Here is a 20,540-nt window from a genome sequence, read left to right on the forward strand (position 1 = left end):
GGAAGAAATATGCCCCAATCGTTTTGGATTGGGGCTTTTAAGCTTCGTATTAAATGTTTTTAGTAAATGAACGGTTCATTTTCGATAAATCCGCCTTGTGACGAACTTCAATAAGGAAATTTCTGCTCTGCTGGCCCGAAGCTGACAAAAGTACGGACTCCAACTGGATTATTCCTACTGTCAGACTCTGACACGGTTCGGACTCTAACTGACTAATTTCTGCTTAGCATGTCCGAAGGCGACACGGGTTCGGACTCCGATTAAATTGCCGCTCAGTCTGTCCGAAGCCCCTCTATCATATCAGCGATGAACCTTCCTGCTGCCTGCCATCAGCCACACCACAACCGGAAGCAGACCAAAGGAAACCACCGTAATCCCCGTCCAGCCCCCAGTCTGCCATACCAGGCCGGCAAGCGTCCCTCCGGTTGCCACTCCAAGGTAATAGCTTACGAGATAGATGCTCGAGGCACCGGCTTTGTGATGGGCAGCGCGCTCATTTACAATGGCCGCCATCAGTGAATGCGCCACAAAGAATCCAAGACAGGTCAGGCATAGACCTATTACAATTACTGATAAAGAGTGCACATTGGTAAGCAAGGTCCCTCCTATTAAAATGACAGTTCCGACCGAGACCAGTGTAGCTTGCCTAAAATGAGCAGATAGCCTTCCGCCCAGAATGGAGCCAACTATACCGAAGCTGTATGCCAGGTAAGTAAACGAAATATTTTTTACAGAAAGATTAAAAGGATCCTGTTCGAGGTAAAAAGGCAGGTACGTCCATACTCCTGTAAACGAGAATTGGAGGAGGATTCCCATCGCGAACGCAGGGAAAAGTTTCGTGTTTTTCAGATGTGAGCCCATGCCTGATAAGTCTTTTTGAACTGATATTTTACTGGGCTTAAAATAATGAGATTTTGGCAGAGTCATAAAATAAATGATGAATAACAGAATGGAGAATCCAAATAGGAAGTAAACAGAAGTCTGCTAGCTGGCCATATCAGCAATGTACCCGACGAAGATGCGGCCGGCCATTCCGCCAATGGCATTGGCTGCAATATACATGGTGATGCCGAGACTGACGCTTCTAGAATCAAGTTCCTCCCCTAGATACGCGATGGCAGCTGCAGGCAGGCCCGCTATACAAATGCCCTGCAGGAAACGCAGCACCAGAAACGTTTCGAAATTAGGCGAAACGGGCAAAAGCACTAACGGAATAATAGTGCAAACAAGCGTAATATTCATTATGGAAACCCGCCCAATTCGATCAGATAGAAACCCGAAAAATAACAATCCGAAAATCATAGAAACCACAGCAGCAGACAGTGATAAACCGGCTGCTGCAGATGTGATGTCAAATGATTTCACGAGCAGCGGCATAATTGGATGCACAAAGTATAAATTAGCGAATACTAAAATGGATGCACTCGTCATCGCAATCATAATTTTTTTGAAGCCGGCATCATGCAGCGAATATTTATCAGCTTCCTGTTGTCTAGCATTTACAGCAGTCATTTTCCCACCCAGTTCCTATAAAGCATTAAATCCATCATACCATTTTATTTGAAATGGATCGAAAATTCCGATAATTTTTTTCCACACAATTCCCATTAAGAACTTCCCTCAGCTATTTTTGAAACAGCGCGCACCTTCATTCCAACTGCCCTAAATGTTATAATATAGGAATGTACTTTGGAACATGGGGACTGGCTGATTGTCCCCTACGGGTAGATGGGACAAGGAACCTGTCCCTTTGTCCCACACCAACAAGGGGGTTGTGAAATGATTCCGGAGCGGTTTTTGGAGCCTTTAGAGTTTGCAGCGAATGAGCTGAAGGGGTTACTGCGGGCAGAGAATGAGGAAGATGCGCGCCTGGTGCAGAAGGGGCTGATGCTTTTTCGGCAGGGGCTTGTGTATCAGCTTCGCTTCGAAGATGATAAGGTTTTGGCGACGGTCCAGGATGTGACTCCCGCAAAGGTTGAACTTAATCTTGAGTTCATTCATTTGAGCGAGTGTTCCTGTCCGGCTGAAGGTTTTTGCCGCCATCAGACTGCGGTATTTCTGCAGCTTCTTTCCAAAGCCAAAAGTGTGTCCATGTGGATTGAAGAGTGGAGGAAGCCGATAAAGGAAAAGCAGACAGCCAAGAATTGGGGGCTTCAAAGAGCGAAGGATCTTTTGAAATCCTCCGGTCAGATGAAGACAGGTTACGACGGCTGGGTTGCCGGATTCGAGGAAAGCTTTACCGAGCTGCTGGAAAAACAGGGAGAGCCTCGTCCCTATGTACTCCCTGAGCTTTTCCATGTTTATCTGCGGCGCATGAAAGCGGGAGCACCGGTTGAACAGGAATGGAAGCTGCTGTATCTGCTTGTCGGCTATGTCTTTTCTTTTAAAAAGCTAATGGCGCTGAGCAGGAAGTACGGCCATGGCGAAGAATTGATTGACCGTTATTACCGCCATCTCTATCAGTCCCTGATGGAAGATTCGGTTGAGATAATGAACAAACTGTCGGTGCACTCCCTTCCCTTCGCTTTCGATCAATATATTGAAAAACTGAAAGATGATTCCGCCGGGCTGATCACCGGTTCTTTTGGGTTGGATTATGAGCGGGCCCATTTATATCGGCTGTTATGGACACATTTTTTTAAAAAGAAAGAATGGCGTGAAGCGGAGATCCAGAAGCTGGAATCCTCCATCAAAGAGGAATCGCCCAGCCTTCCGTCTGTGACAGGCTATGTGCATCTTCATATCCTTGAACGTAATGATGAACAGGCACTCAGTGTTTTAAATGTGCCAAATCATTTAATGACTCCTTACATGCTTTACTGGATCGATTATTTTTCAGCCAATAAGGACTGGAATCGGATGGGTCCTTATGCAGAAGCATTTATCCATAAATTACGGGATTACTTGAAACAATCTGATGACTATTATGCCTGCATGGATTTTACCAGGATGGCCATCAAGGCTATTTCTCCGTATTGCCTGGAAAGCAGCAAAATGGATTTATACGAGAAAGCCTTGATGGAAACGCTGCCGTACAGCTACAGCGACTATGAATACCTCCTTTTTGAAAAAGGCGAATTCATAAAGTGGGCCGATCTGCAGGCGTTTATTGGCTTTGATATTGATTCTTTAGGCAAGGACCGGATCAGGGAAATCAGCAAAAAGGAACCCTCCATACTCCTGCCGCTCTATCACCAGGCCATCACTGCCCATATCAATATGAAAAACAGGGATCATTACCGCGAGGCTGTCCGGAAAATGAAAAAGCTTCGCACGCTGTACAATAAGCTGAAACGCCAGGAAGACTGGCAGCTTTTTCTTGAATTGCTGCTTGAAAAAACGAAACGTCTCCGCGCCTTTCAGGAAGAATGCAAAAGGGGTAAGCTAATCGATGCTTAAAACGAGATTTCTCCATGTGAAAGTGAAACCAATAAACAATGACCGCTACCTGATTTTTGCCGTCAATGAAGAAGGCCGCCTCCTGTCCCCAAAAGAATGGAAGCCGCTTCTTTTTAACCATCACAGAGAAAGTTTCTTTGGAACAATGCTTGATGCTGTTGATGCGGACGGAATCAAAGGGATCTCTGTAAGCGGCTGGCAGCTCGTTACCCTGTTTGCGGCTGAGCAGTTCAACCGTTTGATTGATTGGAGCTGGGATGAAACTGCCGAAATCCTGCTGGCTTCCTCTCATGCTCTTTACGATTCGATCGTGGAAAAAGAATGGATGCCGGATTTCGCCGCCTGGGAACAGGATCAATTCCGCTGGGCACTGCCGGAAAGTGTGGTTACCGAATTCGGCACAAACTTTTGGGACCAGGCTGTAGAAGGCTCACCTGTCAGGGAGTTTATCGGAGATTTATTTCACTGCTCCCTTGATGGCTATATGAATCAGAATCAGGAAGCGAAAGCACAGTTCGGTGAAAAGCTTGAAGCATTGCGGAGTGAGCACCTCTCACCAAAGGATCTTGCTGCTTATTTTGATGAAGAAAGCTGGCAGGAATGGATCGGGGTTAAATCAAATGAAGCTCCTTTTTCGATTGGACTTAAGCTGGAAGAGCCCGGGGATATTGATTCCAGCTGGGATCTGGCGATATTCCTCCGCGGAAAAAATAATTCTGATGTCTTTGTCGACTTCAAGGACTATTCGAACTATCCCCACGACTGGCATGATTTTGAAGATTCTATTGACAAAGAGATCGAGCGCTGGCTTGAGCTATTCCCATGGCTTGAAGGCAAGCCTGGAATGATCTCCACTTCACTGACTGAAGATGACGCCTGGACCTTTCTCACTGAAGCGAGCGAAACCCTGCTGGCACTTGGCGTGGAAATCCTGCTTCCTTCGTGGTGGCAGGCTATGAAAAATGCAAGCCTAAAGGTCAAAGCAAAAGTGAAAGGAACCGGGAGCCACCGTCCTTCGTTTGTCGGGCTTCAGTCCATGCTTGATTATGATTGGCGCTTCAGCATGAATGGCGTTGATTTAACAGAGGATGAATTCCGGGGTATGGTTGAGGAAAAAAGAAGGCTTGTCTACATTCGCGGCCGCTGGATCAAGCTGGATCCCCATTTTGTCCGCCATATTCAGGATTTAATGAAGAAAGCGGAAAAAGAAGGATTGCATGTCCGTGACTTGATAGAACAGGAGCTTATGGCTGACGAGAGCACGCAGGAAGACGAGCTGGATAATCCTAAGGCTTTTGCCCGCATTCAGATCGAGCTTAACCGCCAATGGAAACAGATGGTGAAGCAGCTTCGCGATATCAAAAGTCTTCCGCTTGAAGAGGTCCCTGCAAGCTTCAAGGGTGATCTTCGCCCTTATCAGAAGCTCGGCATGAGCTGGCTGCTGTTTCTGCGCCGATATGGTTTTGGCGCCATTCTGGCAGATGATATGGGGCTTGGAAAAACGATTCAGCTGATCTCTTATCTGTTAAAGGTAAAGAAAGAGGAAGACAGCGGCCCATCGCTTATCGTCTGCCCTACATCTGTCCTCGGCAACTGGCAGAAGGAAATCGAGCGCTTTGCACCTGGCATGAATGTTTATCTCCATTACGGTTCAAATCGTCTGAAGGGTGAAAGCTTTTCTGAAAAAGTAATGGAGTCTGATATTGTGCTGACCTCCTATGGACTAACCCATATGGATCTGGAGGATTTTGAAACCATCGAGTGGAGCTCCATTTCAATTGATGAAGCTCAAAATATTAAAAATGCCCAGACAAAGCAATCGCGGGCTGTCCGAAAGTTAAAAGGCAAGCACCATATTGCCCTCACCGGCACGCCCATGGAAAACCGGCTGACCGAGCTCTGGTCCATTTTTGACTTTACGAACCATGGCTATCTCGGCAGCCTCGGGCAGTTTCAGAAGCGCTATGTACTGCCGATTGAAAAGGATGATGACAAGGATAAAGTCAGGCAGCTGCAGGCATATATCCGTCCCTTCCTCCTCCGCCGCACGAAGAAGGATGAGGATGTGGCCTTGAACCTGCCTGATAAGCTTGAGCAGAAGGAATATTGTCCTCTTACTGCTGAGCAGGCCTCGCTATACGAGCAGCTTGTCCAGGATACATTCGCACAGATCGAAAAGCTGTCCGGGTTTGAGCGTAAAGGTCTGATCCTGCAGTTATTAAGCCGCTTAAAGCAGCTGTGCAACCACCCGGCCCTTTATTTAAAAGAGGAGAAGCCTAAGCATGTCCTTGAACGTTCTGTAAAGCTTGAAAAGTTAAGCGAGCTTGTCAGTGCTGTACATGAGCAGGGAGAAAGCTGCCTGATTTTTACCCAGTATATTGAAATGGGGAACATGATCGCCCGCTTGCTGAAAAAACAATTCGGATTCGACGTTCCATTTTTAAACGGCAGCGTGCCAAAGCAGGAACGGGACAATATGATCAGCCGTTTTCAAGATCATGAATTCCCGGTTTTCCTGCTGTCGCTTAAAGCTGGCGGAACCGGTTTGAATCTGACGGCAGCAAACCATGTCATCCATTATGACCGCTGGTGGAATCCCGCCGTCGAAAACCAGGCAACCGACCGCGCATACCGAATTGGGCAAAAACGCTTTGTTCATGTCCATAAAATGATTGCCACCGGGACGCTCGAAGAGAAGATTGATGCCATGCTCGAAAAAAAACAGTCCCTTAATGATCAAATTATTACGAGCGAGAATTGGATTACCGAGCTTTCAACAGATGAGCTGAGAGATCTGGTTCACCTGACATAAATTTTGTTCAGTCTTCAAGTCCTTGATATGCATAAAGGCTTGAAGGCTGTTTTTTTATTATCGCATATTCAGGCTTGTTAGGCTTTTGAGTCAGAAAAGTTACTTTGCTGCCTTCTTTAATAATGAAACAGGATAGCAGCTGGTATGTAGGATTCTTGTTCCCGGCGTTTATTGCCACCTGGCCGAATAAGAAGTTGAATTTGTAGTGAAGAAAACTTTCCTTATCGTTAAATGTGAGTGAAGTATGGCTTCTAAGAGGAATTCTATGATAGGATTTATTACTCTGCAGCTGAATAAGCTGAAGTGCATCAAAGAAGCTTGGCTGATGATTGGTGTTTAATCTTTTATTTGCTGTTTGAAAATACAGGTATCCGGTTTTATCTCCTTTATCCACTAAATTGCACCTCCTCTTTATTATTTTCAAAAAGTATATTCGACACATTCTGTGAAAATCCTCCCTGGTTCTTAATGCCCATATGTAATATTTGTTTTCACATGTGGATTTTAATTAAAAATGGCATGAATGTTACTCATTTTTAGTTCCTTTTTTAATTAATATGTGACACTATTTTTAACGTGAACTGTCATCAATCAGCTTTTTTGTAATATTTTTTGTCACTTTTACTAAAAAAATTATTAGCGAGTTTCCCTAAGACTTCTCCTATCTTATAGTTATCAATGAATGTTATTGGTGGATGAACGAAATGATTGCGTTTTCTTGGAACTTAGGAATCGATATCAAGTTATAAGAAAATCGTATTGGTAAAACACCAATACGTATACCATTATTATTACTTCTCTGTTTCCAATATTCCGATTCAAATTCAGAAGCCGGTTGTAATTCAATATTTTTCATAATATCTCTTTCTAATGCTTATAAATTTTTATTATCCCTAAAATTATCAAGACACTTTGCCGTTACTTCTTCAAAGGGCAGTAATGAATTTTCTTTTTTTAAAATCCTAGGTTCCCTACCATAAATTAATGTTTTGATTTTGAAATTTTCACAAATCATATTTCTCCTCTATTTCATTCAAAAACCTCAATGTTTTCTATATGTATGTTAAGTGCTCCAAACATAGCTTTAAGTAACTTATGTAGCCGTCTTTATAAAATCCACAACTGAGATTAGTAGCAACCTCGTAATATTAGGATTAAAGCGCACTCTTCGTTATACAACTAATTTTGGTTCAAAAGAAAGTTGCATGATTGTTTTCTATTAACCCTGTACGAATGAGCTCCTAGTTCGGACTCGGGCTCTAAGTTTTTAATCAAGTCCATAATTATATGTAAAAGTTAAACAATAATTTTCATCTCAAAAATCTAAATAAAAAGGCCCAGCGGCCTGCTGCGCCTTTTTACTACTTTACTTAAGTACGAGTAGTTTATAGGAACTTACTTTTTACTGATATTTTCATTTACGAAAGCCTTTATTTCTTCAAGTGTCATTCCAAGATAAAGAGCTTCCAAAACCATTTTTTTCAATTCTCTTTTTATAAAGCATTTGCGATTATTACCAATTGCTTCAGGGACTAAAAGTACAAAGTTTCCTTTTCCCTTAATACTAATTAAATATCCCTGATCTTCTAAATCTTTGTATGCCTTTTGTATTGTATTTGGATTTATACCTATATGACTTGCTAATGACCTTATTGAAGGTAATTTCTCACCAGGCAAGAAAAAATTATTAATTATTTTGCCTTTTATATCTTCTGATATATTCTTATAAAGCGGGGCATTAGTATTAAGATTTATATTAAACAGCTTACCTTCAAGAATACTAATTGACGTCTTCTTCATAAGCAGTTAAAAGGGAATCAATTGTATCTTTGCCATTAAGGTACTCGGTAAAAAACTTTGCCCCTGCAGATTCAACCTTTAAATACTCATCGGCTTCAATACTTGGCTTTGTTAATAATGCTCCTCCCTGGTCATAAATTGGAGAGAAATCATGCCCATACTTTTTTATTAAAGTTTCTTTTACCCCTGTATCCCAGTATGTTGGTAACAAAGATCCCTCCATTAGGTAATTAGCAAACTCTTCGCCTTGGATATAATTAAGAAAGTCGGTTGCTGCCTCCTCACTCTTACTATTAGTGGATAGCGCGAACAAACTATCTGAATACGCTAACCCTCCATCAATTTCCTGGAATACGGGCATTTGAACAATACCAATATCGAGGTTGTTATCCCCAAATTGATTAAATAATTCCTTATCCATAATAGATGCTACAGGCATCACTGACATTGCAACATCACCTTTTAAGAACTCTTTCAAATTTGCCTTTTTATTATCCATATATATTTTTGTAAACAAAGACCAGTATTTTTTATTCATTTCATTGTTAACTTGAATACTGTTATTCACCTTTTCTATGCTATATATAGGCCTAGTTAATATCTGATATAAATAATAAAATTCTTCATCAGAGTCAGGAACTCCCAGAGCCAGCCCCTTGTATTTAGAATTTTGTTGTAATTTCACACTCAAATCATATAAATCCTCCCAACTCATACTGTTTTTTGGCTCTTCTATTTTTGATTTAGCAAAAATTTCTTTGTTGTATGCTAACACATAACTATTAAATGTAGGAGTAACCGCATAAATTTCTCCTTTGCCTGCTTCTTCTATTGGCATGCGTATAGCAGGCGCAAAATTATATAATGCTTTTTTATCTAGTTTTCCATTTAGACTTTGGATAGTGCCTGTTTCAACCAATCCAGCCAAATATTCAGGTGGAAATCCAAATACCAGATCAACATCATTATTTTCGTTTATATATTTTGCAATAATATTATCTAGCTCTTCCCAATGTTCTCCAACTTTTTCCACACTATCTAGTATGGGTTTAATTTCTATTTGAGTATTTTTTTTATACTGATTATTAAACACCTGTTCTAGTATTTCTCCCTGCTCTGGAGATACAACTGCAATTGTAATAGATTTAGATTCGCTGCAACCAGATATCAAAATTACAAGTAAAGCTAATAATAAGGATATTCTTCTCAATATACACAGTCCTTTCTTCCTATTTTTTATAAATATGTATATTTTTTACAATTAAACCCAAAAAAATGATAACCTATTCCTGTAACTGTTAAATACTGGAGGGATTAAACTTGGATTCACGGTACATAGTAACTTTCTCACAAAATAAAAGTTATTCAAATCTACTAGAATTAGCCTTCAAGCAACATCGCATTCAATTATTAGAAGTTAGTGATGTTACCGAACTATTGGAATTTATAGAAGATGATTATTGCTTAGCAGTTCTTTATGACGGTTACTTTAAAGATTCCATTCAAGAATTATTAAGCATGGAGATACATAAACCCATAATTTTATTTTCAAGTCTTCTAAAAAGTATAAATCAATATTTATCATTTCAAGATAGTATTATTAGTATCAGCGAACCCATGTTAGATGCCGTAAAAAACTTCTCTAAACAAGAAGCTGCCGATCAATATGTGCTCGATAAAGATGTGGTCTTTTCTATAGAAAATCACTGTATTAACAATAAAGAAGAATACTTTAACTTAACCAATTTAGAATTTAGACTTCTATATACTCTTTTAAAGAACCGAGGAAAATTTCTAAGTGTTGATAATTTACTAAGTAAACTTGATTTGATGACCCCCTCATCTTTATATGTATGTATAAAGAAGCTTAGAGAAAAGATTGAAAAGGATTCTACCAATCCTTCCCTACTAATCTATCATAAAAACAAAGGTTACACTTTAAATATTCTAAATATTAACTAAAATTAAGATTCGAATAGATTTTAATTAAGAACATCTAGGTTAAAACCGTTTTAAAGCAATTCTTAATCGTTTTGAAATTTAGAGTTACTAGTATTAACAAAAATTAATGGAATTCTTAATTTTATAATATTTATAATTTTTTTATTTTTTAATAATATTAACCTATAAAACGGAGGTGATTATATGAAGAAGAAGATGAAATCATTAATATTAACAGGAGCTTTAGCAGCTTGCTTAGCTGCCACCCCGAATTTTGCATCTGCTGATTCACCATACAACACGCAGTTGGGACCACTTCAATCCAAGTACATTGCTGAAGAGGTAATCTGGGCCGATGCATCAATACGAGGAAATCAACAACCAGTATACTCCGGAGGTCGCTGTGGTGTAGAATACCGAGTTGTTAACTCTGGTGGAGCTACAGTTGATTTTGGACAAAGATATGGTGTTGGGGAGTTTACGCTTAGTCTGGATTTAAACAGTACTGGAGCAAAGCTTCGATTAAAAGCTAAGAACTTATACGCTGATCTTGTAAATACTGTTAAGATTTGGGGTACTTGGCTAGATTAAAATAAAAGCCAGTGACTTTATTTTATAATAAGGTCACTGGCTTTTTTTATTATATAACTAGTAAAGCGTATAAGTTCCAAATTAGGTGGGCAACTATCGGAACCCATAAATTCTTAAACTTAATTGTAAGAATACTTAGACCTATTGAAAATGATATTGCAAATATAACGTCATTGTGGATTATAGTAAACCAAGATATTGATACTAGCAACCAAAGATATCGAAACTTATTATTAAACATAAATAAAAGGGGGCTCCTAAAAACAAGCTCCTCTTCCAAAGGAGTAATTATAGAAGTCATTAAAAAGAGAATAGCATACTCAGTAAAATGAAAAGGGTGGATATTAATCTGAAAGATATATTTAAATCCGGTTGAGGCATGTTCTAACATAAAAATCAACAGCAAAAAAACTGTTATCCATATATAAGTATTCACCTTTTTTAAGGGTTTAATAGAGAAATATACTAGTAACTTTTTTTTGAAGAAAATTAAACAGACTAGAAGGAATAAGAAAATAACTAACAGACTTCCTTCAGGGTAAAATTCTCTTCCAAAATCTATTCTGTCTAGATGTTTAGAAATGAACCGAAATTCATCTGGATATCTAAGGTTTTGTAAAATGAAAATTGCTGAAAACAATATTACATAGGCAATGGCCTTAACTATAATAAAACCCCATCTATTTTTTATGTCATTCTTGTTCTCCTCCACAATACCTTCTCCCTTAAACATTGTAATATATTCCTTTTTTTATTAAATCACTTATCAAATAACTTTATTTTCATAAAAAGGCCTTTATCTCTTCTAAAGCTTATATACTTTAATTTAACATATTATGTATAAATTGTTATTAATATTAAATATCTTGTTTATTAGATAAAGCGTTGACGAAGATTCATGTGAATTTTTTAGAGAAATTCTTATTAAATATTGTAAAAATAATTTAGGGGGAATTAAATGAAAATTATTACCAAGAAATTCTTTGAATGGATCAAGAAGGAATCCAAGAGCTAAAAAAAAGGTTAATAACTCTCATTTTGGATCTACAGAAATTTTCTCAGCTAGATTTGTCCTTACTTGAGAGCATCATCATACCGGATAACTTAGAAAAGGAATTGATCATACCAAAGGGAACATGACCTTTTAGAAGGTTTTACCCATAATGAACACGCGAAGGCTTACGCCAAGGTCTTGGATTACATGGTTAATGACAAAAAGCGATGCACTATATTTTTGGAAAAGCATATTGTAGCAGGCTTATATAGACAAGATACACAGCAATTTTCTATTAATACCATCCACCATGAACTTTGCCATGTACATGATGATTTCATTAAGATGAATATATTTAACTCTGATTCTAAGCTCTTGGGCGATACTGAACTATCCACCCGACTTTACGATAACGCCTGGGGAGCCTGGTTCTGAATATTTCGCCCTCCGGACACCTTCCCCGACATTGCCTAAGGATTCAGACATTTTGATTCTGTTTTTAGTAGATATAGTTGAGTATACAAAAGGAAAAGCCAGAGAGGAAATCATGTCTATCGGCGCCACGATGATATAGGGAACATCCACGACACAAAGCGGCTGCCTGATGATATGGTCGTTAGTCTTAAAGAAAAATTATTCAAGGAAAGTTATTTTGAGGACTTGTGGAAAAACCTTTGGGATGCATTGGCTGATTTATATGATACTTATCCAAATTGGACTGGATTTTATCTCATAATCTTTGGATAGTATTGGACCTTCTTTATTTCCTTTAAGGTGAGGTTCAATCCATATTAACTTTCGTTCTTTTCTCCCTTTTCCTACTGGCTGGTTCCTCCAATGTCCTCTGACCAACCAGCCATATTCTCTTTCTGTTTTGAGTGGGCTCCTTTTATGCTCACTGAGCCGTTTTTTTAGACTTGGTTCAATTACTATCTTACTGCCTATCCTGTAATGTCCCGCTCTTTTATCAGCGGGTACCGGCTTTTGTACGACCAGTAAGGGCTTAGTTGGTTCCACAAACTCAACATCCGCAGTATCGGTCTGAATATAAAAGAGGGTATTCACCACTAAAGCAAATACATCCGTTGCTAGCTCCTCGAACTGCAATCCAGCCCTTTTATAGTTGTCCTTTAATTGTTCCCGAACATTTCCGTTCTTGAATTTGAGATGTATCGTGCCATACCGGTATTCCCCTTCAGACTTCATGACCAGTCCTAGTTGGATGTATGAGATGATGCCCTTCCCTACCAGTTGATTCAATTCCTTCTGGCTGTAAGGTCTCAAATTATATTGATGAACATAGATTCCTTCTATTTCAACTGACTTGCCTTGAGCACTGCCATTAAACATTCCTTTTGGAACTGTTAAATAGATGGTCTGGAATGGGAGCTTTAAAAACTGAACGTGTACATCTTTCATATCGGTTTGCAGCAATAGATTTGTTACATCAGTGGATAAATCGAAGTGCTTCTTTTGATTTTTAAAATAGTGATACGTCATCAAGACCATGTTAATCCATACGAGATATCGTTCTCTATCCTTTTTCAAATACTCTAGGTATTCATTTCCGGAGGTCTGTTTAATAAAAAATTCCAAGGTGAGTTCACTCATATCCATATGGTCCGTCCCGAAATCACTGTCAACTTGGTAGAGCGATTCAAAAAAGTCGAAACCAAACCGCTTATCCAGGTCGTTTTTGAATTCTACGTAATGTCGATTCATACGTTCATCCCCTCCTTTTCAGAGTATTTATTTATTCTTATAATTCATTCTACTAATTTATAGGAGAGCCATCCATTAAAACCTTTTCCCCTTATTGGATCAACTCACCCGTTAGTTGAAGAAGCCATTATTTTCGAATCTCACTAAAGTGTTTTCTGGTATTTCAATTGAGTCAATATCAAAGTTATTGATTTGAAGAGTTATCTAACCTTCACGCTTATCCGTTTCTTCTCCAAAAGAAAAGCGCCTTAGATGGCAGCTGGAATCTTAAAGTAATGCACCCGTTTTGTTTAAGTACATTCCTTCACAAACTTTCTTTTGCTATTTCTTTAATTACAGGAATGCTCCCTCAATAAAAGAAGCGAAAACGGCTGTTTACTCTAGTTTTCTTAGATTTTCATAGTTAATTACCTGCCGTTAAGTCCTTTATTGTTGGACATTTTTCACTTGAAAGGATATATTTGGACCATTAAAGAAAAAAGAACTATAACCCACTAACCAACCAATTGCAGAAATTGGTGGATAAGTCAAAATATGACCGCACTGGTGGATGTCCACATTTCTCATGGAGGTCTACCCTCCCATGCCTCACAGAGTCTTCGCTCTCAAATTCCTTCGTCCAACCTTTCCATGAGGTGGATGTCGGCCATGCTGCCCCACAGGGTCCATGCCCGTAATTAAGTTGCTTTGCCGACTAATCCGTGCTTCAAATGTCTCCAAAACTATAAACCAAAAACTATTACTAATCTAAATGAATCCAGTTTTAAGCGGCCAGTTCTGCCTTCTTTAATCCTGACAAGTGAGGGATGTCTTTTAACATCTTTTCTTCACTAAATTCGAATTGCTTTTTATTTATACTAAAGAAAATACGGATCAATTTATTACACAAAGCGATAAGGGACTGCATCTTCTTTAAAGGATTTTCCGTCCGTTGCGTATAGTAAGTATGAAGGGCCTTAAAAGCTGAATTTTTGGCAACGAGAATCATGCAAACCCTAAACAACAGAGCCCTTAGCTTCTTCCGGCCTCTCTTAGAGATGGTGGTTTTCCCCTTATGCTTTCCAGACGTATTTTCCTTTAGGCTCAAGCCGGCCAGCTTAATGATTTGACGGGGGTGAGTGTAGTCACTTAGGTCACCCACTTCCGCAAAGAAACCAGCGACAGTATCTCTTCCAACACCCTTGACCGCTAACATTTGAGCTACACCTGGGATTTCATCAAGCAGGGAATCTATTTTTGCATCCGATTCTTCGAGTTCCATTTGAATCAAATCATATTTAGCCAGAAGAGTTTTCAGCTCCATTTTTGCCATCTCAGAGCCTTGGCGAAGTCCGATGGACTGACTCGCTGCTCGCTTTAACTCCCGAATCTTATTGGCACCTACACTTCTTTTTACGGTTTTTCTTAAATGGATAAGTAATTCATCTTCCGTGAAATTGGCTATTTCATGTGGTAATGCATAAAGACGTAAGAATTGTAATGCAGCCTTGCCTTCCCACTTCTTAAAGACCTTCAAGAATTCCGGAAAATACCGGTCAATCCAGTTGTGCACCTGTCCCTGGACCGTTTGTAGGTCCTCGGTTAAAAGATCGCGAATTTTCTTTGCCACACGGAGTTCGGCATAAACACCTTGCGGTATAGTAGGTTCGGCGTATCTTCCGTCCTTGACCAGTTGGGCAATGACCTTGGCATCTTTTACATCATTCTTAGTTGGAGAATTATCATCAAGCTCCTTGCTTTTCTTGACGTGCAAGGGATTTACAGCTACAAACTTAATCTCGTTTTCTTTTAAAATGTGAGCCAGGTTAAACCAATAATGACCTGTTGGCTCCATACCGACAATCACTTTCTCCATACTATGTGTTTTCTTCGTTTCCGAAATCCAATATAGAAAATGCTCAAAACCTTCTTTTGTATTTTCGAAATAACAAGGGGATCCAAATTCTATTCCCCTGAAATCCTGGGCACGTGCCACATGCTTGAATTTCGCAATATCCACCCCTATAATCAGGGTGCAAGGAGTAATTTGAGCAATCTTCTTATTTTGGTTATAATTCATTTTAAAGCCTCCTGGTATATGAGTTTTGTCCTTTCTGCTGCCCGGCTTCAGGACTCTCTCATTCTACCAAGAGGTTATTTTTTTGTTCAAACTCCATTTTCCTTTATTACAGGAATGCTGCCCCTTTTGTTTGAAAAGAAAAAAGCTGCCTGATTAGCAGCTGAACTAAGTATTCTCAACTAACTTTTTTATCGCAGAGACTACCACTTCCGGTTCATCATTTTGGATATAGTGAGCACTGTTTTCAGCAATTACCAATTCTCCATCAGAGGATATGTCAAGTATTTCTCTCTGCATTTCATTCCATAACTTTTGTGATCCCATAGAATAATGAGCTTTCTTACCCGCTGAAAGAACAATTAATGGTACATTTAATTTTTGTTTAGTGTCTTTTAACTGCTTTAGACTTTCCATAAATTCGTCATAATTTCCTTCGTAAACGAATTGCTTGTTATATGCTTGCTGAAAATCTTGTGACATAGTAGGGAGAAATCGTTCTTTGTAATCTTCGGGAGTAGAGTCAATTAAGACTAGTCCACAAACTTCATTTGGATATTCTGTAGCAAACATCCGCATATTTACTCCACCAAATGAATGACCTGCTAATATGTAGGGAGGTTTAATCTTGGCTTCACTAAGCAGTTCCTTTAATTCTTTTACCATTTCACGGCTAGTTCTGGGATTAGAACTTGGTTCACTTCTCCCAAGTCCAGCTCTATCATATATTAGTACACTAGAGAGCATTGAAATCTCTTTTAATACTGAATTCCAGGCCTTAGAAAAGTCTCCGTATCCAGCATCCATTATGACTGTTGGCTTTCCTTTATTTTCTCCCACCAATTTAGCATATAGTTTACATTTACTTATATGTATAAACATTTCCTTATCCATTGGTTCATTCCTCTCGTTTTGCCAACTATCCTTAGTTAAAATTTAACAGTATTAAAACTCTTCTTCAACAAACCTGCCCCGTTTGTACAATAATAAAAGCCACCTGAGATGGCAGCTTGATCTTAAAGTAATGCGCCCGATTGATAAACAATTTTTATCTAAGAAAATACTGCAATTATAAAACTGATAGCAAAGAGAATAAATGCAAACTGTATCGTGAAATACATAATTAACTCAAGTGAGACAAGTTTCCTTTGCCTTTTACTCTTTTCTAAATGTCTTAGATAGAAACCAGCACTTATAATAAGCAAAACACTAGCTATGGCTCGTAAAATTTCCACAAAAATAATCAAGCGTATAATTCCTTTCTCTCCAAGACATTCTCTCGTAAGCTGGCCCTATTCTGGCATTGTGTTGTACGGCAACGCTCTATATTATTGAGTATCTTTATTGAGCTAATGCCCTATTAGCTAAAAAACATCAAAAATAGCATATCTTTAAAAAATATCCATAAAAATAAAAACCAAAGTGCTGCTATTCCTTGAAAAATGTATTTTATATATCGAGGGCTTTCCTTATTAAAAGCACCGAACCACTCCGCTAATAAAGCGATAATTAAGGATAAAAATACATATACTATTAATGGAATCATTTCTGCATCTTGTTCAGATGAAAAAAATTGATTAGAAAAATAAAGTAGAGTTAATGTTAGAAACATCAAAAAATATATACACAACCAAATAAGGCGACCTTTTCTAGTTTTCAAAATATCCTCCCCATATAAAGAATATTCTTATCGAACTTAAACAATACTGCTCCTTTTGTTTAATAAGAAAAATAGCGATATTCTCGATTGAATGATCGCTGTCCGCACCAAGGATAAATAATTAAATAATTCCATACTTTTTTAATGCATATTCAATTCCATCTTCACTTGATTTCTTAGTGACAAAATCGGCGACCTTTTTCAATTTCTCGTTACCATTCCCCATTGCTATACCTAACCCTACTAATTCCAACATATCAATATCATTTTCACCGTCACCAAAAGCGATAGCTTCCGATTTATCGATTCCAAAGAAATCTAAAGTTTTCATAGTAGCTAAAGACTTTGAAACATCCTCCTGCAAAACATTTAACACATAAGGATGCCATCTTTTAAATGTTAGATGCGGGAACTTTAGCTTATACTTTTCAACTGTTTCATCATTTGCAAACAAACACAATAAGAATATATCTTCATTGTGAATTAGGGGATGAGTTTCAGGATACTCATTTAGAGACAGTGTTTCCTTTAAAGCTTTTAAAATTTCCTCCTCCGTTACGCCATTCATACTGAATTCTTCTGTATAGAACGACAAACCGTTATTCTCTATTTTGGCAAATTCTATGACTTCTTGAATAATACTTTTATTCATTGGTACTTTATGTATAACTTCCTTAATGTGCTTCACGTATCCACCATTTGCAGTTATAAATGTTTCTATACCAAATTCTTGCAGATCCCGACACATTGAAAGCGGCCTTCCTGTTGCAGCCACAACCTTTAGCCCTTTGCTTTTCAAAGTCTTTATTGCTTCAATTGCAGATATAGGAATGCTTCCATCTTTGTGATTTGTAATAGTTCCATCAACATCAAAAAAAACAATTTTATAACTCATAAATATCTCCGTTAAATAGTTTTTTTATAATAAACTAATATTTAATATTCGCCCATCATACAGGGAATCCTTCTTCAACAAACCTGCCCCGTTTATTTAATAAAGAATTCAACAAAAAAGGGGCTTAATCCTCCTGGATCAACGCACCCATATGTACTATTTCCTTACTCTCAATGATTGCTCCAATTCTCTTCACCATTCTATTTTGAGAATGATGATTTCCCCAGTACCGATATTCATTAATCTGCTCCTTTTATTTCTCCAAAGACATTGATCAACAAGTTGTTCCATTATTATCTCCTCCTTTGAAGATATTATATAACAAACAAACGTTCCGTTTTAAAGAGTAAGGGAAAATTGAGTTTTTGACATCGTAAGTCAAAAAATTGAGCAGCATACGTACTGTACGCCACCCGATTTTTTTAAATTACCACACTTGTCTTTGCCAGTCCCCGATTCATTTAAGAACGAAGATTCGGTTACCAACTTTGTTTTTGAGTTACTAAATTTGTTTTAATTAAACAACACCACCAAGCCTCTGAAAGGAAATTTACCACTATAACAGTTTTAGCATGGTTCCTCAGTTTATCTAAACTTAAAATAAATGACATTATTATTTAAAATTAATTTCGTTTACAAACAATAAAAACTACTGGTCTAACCACAGCAAGGTATGACAGGATCATTTTAGGAAAACCTTGATAAGATAACATTTTTAAGGTGTCACCTATAGTAAAATATTGTGACATTTTATTTTTAAATCTGTGACATTTTATATTAAAATACACATCACAAACAGAGTTAGAAATAACCCGGCACAGGAGTACCGGGTTTCAAATTTAGGGGAAGTGCTGGGGATAGGATTGATTCTCTATAGGGAAGGAAAATATGTGGACAGCTGGTTGGGGAAGCCGTCAGTTCATGAAGGTTAATCTTCCGGATTTCTCCCGGGGACCGTTTTGCATAGCGGTTTCACGAATGAAGGATTCAAGCTGGAGAACCCGTATATTCAAGTCATCGACTCTTTGGTTCGATTTACCGAGCATCTTTATGAGGCTTTCGAGCATATATTCCAATGCCTTTTCTCTTTCAGACACTTCTTTCAAAATGGCAGTTCCTCCTTGGTCACGGTCACCGGGAATTCTTCTGTCTTCTTCCGGTCAAGAAAGCGGACCGATTCCGCTACCACCTCTGTTACATAAATGCGTTTCTTTTCCTGATTATCATAATGCCTCGTCTGAATTCTCCCGGTTATCCCAATCAAGGTGCCCTTCCGGCAATACTGGGATGTATTTTCCGCCGTTTTCTTCCATAAGGTGCATTGTACAAAATCCGCATCGATTTCACCCTTCTGATTGCGGTATTGGCGGTTTACTGCCAGCGTCACATTTGTCACCGGAATGCCTTCCTGTGTCCGTTTCAGCTCGGGATCCCTTGTCAGTCTTCCAACCAGGGTCACTTGATTAATCATAGGTTTTCATCTCCTCTCTTTGATAGCTTTATCATATCCGGAACTCATTCACTGTGTAAAAAAGACAAAAAGAGTTTTTTGCAGTGCTTTTTCGGCAAAAACACCATAAAAATTCATTTTTCAGCCTCTTTTCCGGAAAAAACAGCACCTAAAATCTAATTTTCAACATACAAAATAAGAAAATTCGACAAACCCTCAAATTCGCTTTCAGTTTGGCCTGTGTTATAATTTTTTATAAAACAACTTATTTTAGAGATGGAGGTAAGCCATGAAAACATTTAAACTTGTTTCTCTGCAATTAGTGGAAGAAAATGGCCTGATTGATATTCAACTGGATGATGGGTTGATTATCAATAAAGAAGACGAGAAGAGCACCTGGCTCCTGGAGGCATTTATTGATAAATCCTATCTTGAGTACTTCAAAAAGCGCGCTGATGACAAGGACGAGCTGACCATCCAAGTTGTAATTACGAAAAAAGAAAACGATCCAGCCGCATTCCAAACTAAAATTACCTCTATCAGTGAACTGGAAAACCATATCAGCATCCTTTTTGAAGGATCACTCAAAAGAACAAAAAATGATTATGCCGAACTGCTGCTTCAGGACCTCCTGGAAAAGGGCTTTATTGGAGACAGCCTGCTTGATGAATTCAAGGGTAAGATGCAAAGCAAGCCGCGCCTGGCTGCTGCCAAAAAGGAAAATAAAGAAACTCCCGCTCAATCATGACGGGAGTTTTTCTTTAGAAAAGGACAGGTTCACCCCTGTCCTTGCCTTTTTACTTATCTTTATTATCTTTATCCTGCATATCTTTGTTATCTTCGATTGCATCTTCGCCCGGCTCGTTGTTATCTTCCATCATGTCGCCGTCATCATCTGTGTTGATATCGTTGTCATCCGTATTTTCATTCAGATCATTAGTCATATCGCCGTTGCCACCGTTGCCGCCGTTCATACCGCCTTCATCTACGTTTCCATTATCCTCTGTAATTGTATCATCTTCCGGCGGAGGATCCTGGTTATCTGTGGCACAGCCTGCTAGAAGCATGGCAGAAAGAACAGATCCTCCGATAAGTGTTAAAAGCTTTTTATTCATCGTAAAAGCTCCTTTCATAGGGTTTTATTGTTGACCTGCTGCATTGGTCTTCCTTTATATTTCCCAAAAACCGAAACAACTTGCATATTTTTTTACAGAAAAAAT

At 38.6% G+C, this 20,540-nt stretch carries 17 protein-coding genes and 1 pseudogene; 5 read left to right on the plus strand and 13 right to left on the minus strand.

All coding sequences use genetic code 11. The features are described 5' to 3' along the window. Positions 1 to 300 precede the first annotated feature (300 nt). Positions 301 to 1,512 (minus strand): annotated as a pseudogene (locus A361_RS31045) (MFS transporter). Between the two features lie 267 nt (positions 1,513 to 1,779). On the opposite strand from A361_RS31045, the gene A361_RS25530 reads away from it, so the two are divergent. Both A361_RS25530 and A361_RS25535 read left to right on the plus strand, forming a co-directional pair. After that, complete coding sequence (locus A361_RS25530) at positions 1,780 to 3,399, plus strand: SWIM zinc finger family protein (protein WP_019380661.1); 1,620 nt, start codon at positions 1,780 to 1,782, stop codon at positions 3,397 to 3,399. Next, on the plus strand, positions 3,392 to 6,211 hold the full coding sequence (locus A361_RS25535; protein WP_019380660.1) for a DEAD/DEAH box helicase: 2,820 nt from the start codon (positions 3,392 to 3,394) through the stop codon (positions 6,209 to 6,211). Before A361_RS25530 ends, A361_RS25535 begins: the two co-directional genes overlap by 8 nt. Positions 6,212 to 6,218: 7 nt before the next feature. On the opposite strand, the gene A361_RS25540 is transcribed toward A361_RS25535, so the two are convergent. From A361_RS25540 to A361_RS25550, 3 genes are all read right to left on the minus strand, one after another. Next, a complete protein-coding gene (locus tag A361_RS25540) occupies positions 6,219 to 6,605 on the minus strand; it encodes a hypothetical protein (RefSeq protein WP_009332163.1) in 387 nt (128 codons plus the stop codon). A gap of 1,001 nt (positions 6,606 to 7,606) precedes the next feature. Further along, positions 7,607 to 8,011 carry a GntR family transcriptional regulator gene (locus tag A361_RS25545; RefSeq protein ID WP_019380658.1) on the minus strand — a complete coding sequence of 135 codons (405 nt, stop codon included), beginning with the start codon at positions 8,009 to 8,011 and terminating at the stop codon, positions 7,607 to 7,609. Then, on the minus strand, positions 7,992 to 9,221 hold the full coding sequence (locus tag A361_RS25550) for an ABC transporter substrate-binding protein (protein ID WP_019380657.1): 1,230 nt from the start codon (positions 9,219 to 9,221) through the stop codon (positions 7,992 to 7,994). Before A361_RS25550 ends, A361_RS25545 begins: the two co-directional genes overlap by 20 nt. 110 nt (positions 9,222 to 9,331) lie before the next feature. On the opposite strand from A361_RS25550, the gene A361_RS25555 reads away from it, so the two are divergent. Together A361_RS25555 and A361_RS25560 are read left to right on the plus strand one after the other, a co-directional pair. Continuing rightward, positions 9,332 to 9,973, plus strand: a complete 642-nt coding sequence (locus tag A361_RS25555; protein WP_019380656.1) for a winged helix-turn-helix domain-containing protein — start codon at positions 9,332 to 9,334, stop codon at positions 9,971 to 9,973. 183 nt (positions 9,974 to 10,156) lie between these two features. Then, complete coding sequence (locus A361_RS25560; RefSeq protein WP_019380655.1) at positions 10,157 to 10,543, plus strand: hypothetical protein; 387 nt, start codon at positions 10,157 to 10,159, stop codon at positions 10,541 to 10,543. A 49-nt stretch (positions 10,544 to 10,592) separates the two neighbouring features. Here A361_RS25560 and A361_RS31560 read toward each other — a convergent pair whose 3' ends face one another. The 8 genes from A361_RS31560 to ssb form a co-directional block, all read right to left on the minus strand. After that, the gene (locus tag A361_RS31560; protein WP_019380654.1) at positions 10,593 to 11,276 is read right to left on the minus strand and encodes a CPBP family intramembrane glutamic endopeptidase; all 684 of its coding nucleotides are present in this window, start codon (positions 11,274 to 11,276) and stop codon (positions 10,593 to 10,595) included. 954 nt (positions 11,277 to 12,230) lie between these two features. Further along, positions 12,231 to 13,259 carry a hypothetical protein gene (locus A361_RS25570; protein WP_019380652.1) on the minus strand — a complete coding sequence of 343 codons (1,029 nt, stop codon included), beginning with the start codon at positions 13,257 to 13,259 and terminating at the stop codon, positions 12,231 to 12,233. A gap of 763 nt (positions 13,260 to 14,022) precedes the next feature. Then, positions 14,023 to 15,318: an IS110 family transposase gene (locus A361_RS25575; protein ID WP_019380651.1), complete on the minus strand. Its 1,296-nt coding sequence runs from the start codon at positions 15,316 to 15,318 to the stop codon at positions 14,023 to 14,025. A gap of 165 nt (positions 15,319 to 15,483) precedes the next feature. Beyond that, the gene (locus A361_RS25580) at positions 15,484 to 16,209 is read right to left on the minus strand and encodes an alpha/beta fold hydrolase (RefSeq protein ID WP_019380649.1); all 726 of its coding nucleotides are present in this window, start codon (positions 16,207 to 16,209) and stop codon (positions 15,484 to 15,486) included. 466 nt (positions 16,210 to 16,675) lie between these two features. Next, on the minus strand, positions 16,676 to 16,975 hold the full coding sequence (locus A361_RS25590; protein WP_019380647.1) for a hypothetical protein: 300 nt from the start codon (positions 16,973 to 16,975) through the stop codon (positions 16,676 to 16,678). Positions 16,976 to 17,096: 121 nt separating this feature from the next. Continuing rightward, positions 17,097 to 17,870 carry a Cof-type HAD-IIB family hydrolase gene (locus A361_RS25595; protein ID WP_019380646.1) on the minus strand — a complete coding sequence of 258 codons (774 nt, stop codon included), beginning with the start codon at positions 17,868 to 17,870 and terminating at the stop codon, positions 17,097 to 17,099. A gap of 914 nt (positions 17,871 to 18,784) precedes the next feature. Continuing rightward, the gene (locus A361_RS25600; RefSeq protein ID WP_226280796.1) at positions 18,785 to 18,967 is read right to left on the minus strand and encodes a hypothetical protein; all 183 of its coding nucleotides are present in this window, start codon (positions 18,965 to 18,967) and stop codon (positions 18,785 to 18,787) included. Positions 18,968 to 18,972: 5 nt separating this feature from the next. Next, complete coding sequence (gene ssb / locus A361_RS25605) at positions 18,973 to 19,341, minus strand: single-stranded DNA-binding protein (RefSeq protein WP_009332165.1); 369 nt, start codon at positions 19,339 to 19,341, stop codon at positions 18,973 to 18,975. Between the two features lie 268 nt (positions 19,342 to 19,609). Here ssb and A361_RS25610 point away from each other — a divergent pair, with 268 nt between their 5' ends. Beyond that, a complete protein-coding gene (locus A361_RS25610; protein ID WP_009332166.1) occupies positions 19,610 to 20,068 on the plus strand; it encodes a YwpF-like family protein in 459 nt (152 codons plus the stop codon). A gap of 49 nt (positions 20,069 to 20,117) precedes the next feature. On the opposite strand, the gene A361_RS25615 is transcribed toward A361_RS25610, so the two are convergent. Continuing rightward, the gene (locus tag A361_RS25615) at positions 20,118 to 20,453 is read right to left on the minus strand and encodes a hypothetical protein (protein WP_232292477.1); all 336 of its coding nucleotides are present in this window, start codon (positions 20,451 to 20,453) and stop codon (positions 20,118 to 20,120) included. Positions 20,454 to 20,540: the final 87 nt, after the last annotated feature.

It is taken from the genome of Cytobacillus oceanisediminis 2691 (genome assembly GCF_000294775.2).
GTDB classification, from domain to species: Bacteria; Bacillota; Bacilli; order Bacillales; family Cytobacillaceae; genus Cytobacillus; species Cytobacillus pseudoceanisediminis.

Excerpts from the sequence above, each read along its gene's own strand:
- A361_RS25530 (WP_019380661.1), top strand. The coding sequence starts at position 1,780 with ATGATTCCGGAGCGGTTTTTGGAGCCTTTAGAGTTTGCAGCGAATGAG.
- A361_RS25535 (WP_019380660.1), top strand. The coding sequence starts at position 3,392 with ATGCTTAAAACGAGATTTCTCCATGTGAAAGTGAAACCAATAAACAAT.
- A361_RS25545 (WP_019380658.1), bottom strand. The coding sequence starts at position 8,011 with ATGAAGAAGACGTCAATTAGTATTCTTGAAGGTAAGCTGTTTAATATA.
- A361_RS25560 (WP_019380655.1), top strand. The coding sequence starts at position 10,157 with ATGAAGAAGAAGATGAAATCATTAATATTAACAGGAGCTTTAGCAGCT.
- A361_RS31560 (WP_019380654.1), bottom strand. The coding sequence starts at position 11,276 with ATGTTTAAGGGAGAAGGTATTGTGGAGGAGAACAAGAATGACATAAAA.
- A361_RS25570 (WP_019380652.1), bottom strand. The coding sequence starts at position 13,259 with ATGAATCGACATTACGTAGAATTCAAAAACGACCTGGATAAGCGGTTT.
- A361_RS25575 (WP_019380651.1), bottom strand. The coding sequence starts at position 15,318 with ATGAATTATAACCAAAATAAGAAGATTGCTCAAATTACTCCTTGCACC.
- A361_RS25580 (WP_019380649.1), bottom strand. The coding sequence starts at position 16,209 with ATGGATAAGGAAATGTTTATACATATAAGTAAATGTAAACTATATGCT.
- A361_RS25595 (WP_019380646.1), bottom strand. The coding sequence starts at position 17,870 with ATGAGTTATAAAATTGTTTTTTTTGATGTTGATGGAACTATTACAAAT.
- ssb (WP_009332165.1), bottom strand. The coding sequence starts at position 19,341 with ATGATTAATCAAGTGACCCTGGTTGGAAGACTGACAAGGGATCCCGAG.
- A361_RS25610 (WP_009332166.1), top strand. The coding sequence starts at position 19,610 with ATGAAAACATTTAAACTTGTTTCTCTGCAATTAGTGGAAGAAAATGGC.
- A361_RS25615 (WP_232292477.1), bottom strand. The coding sequence starts at position 20,453 with ATGAAAGGAGCTTTTACGATGAATAAAAAGCTTTTAACACTTATCGGA.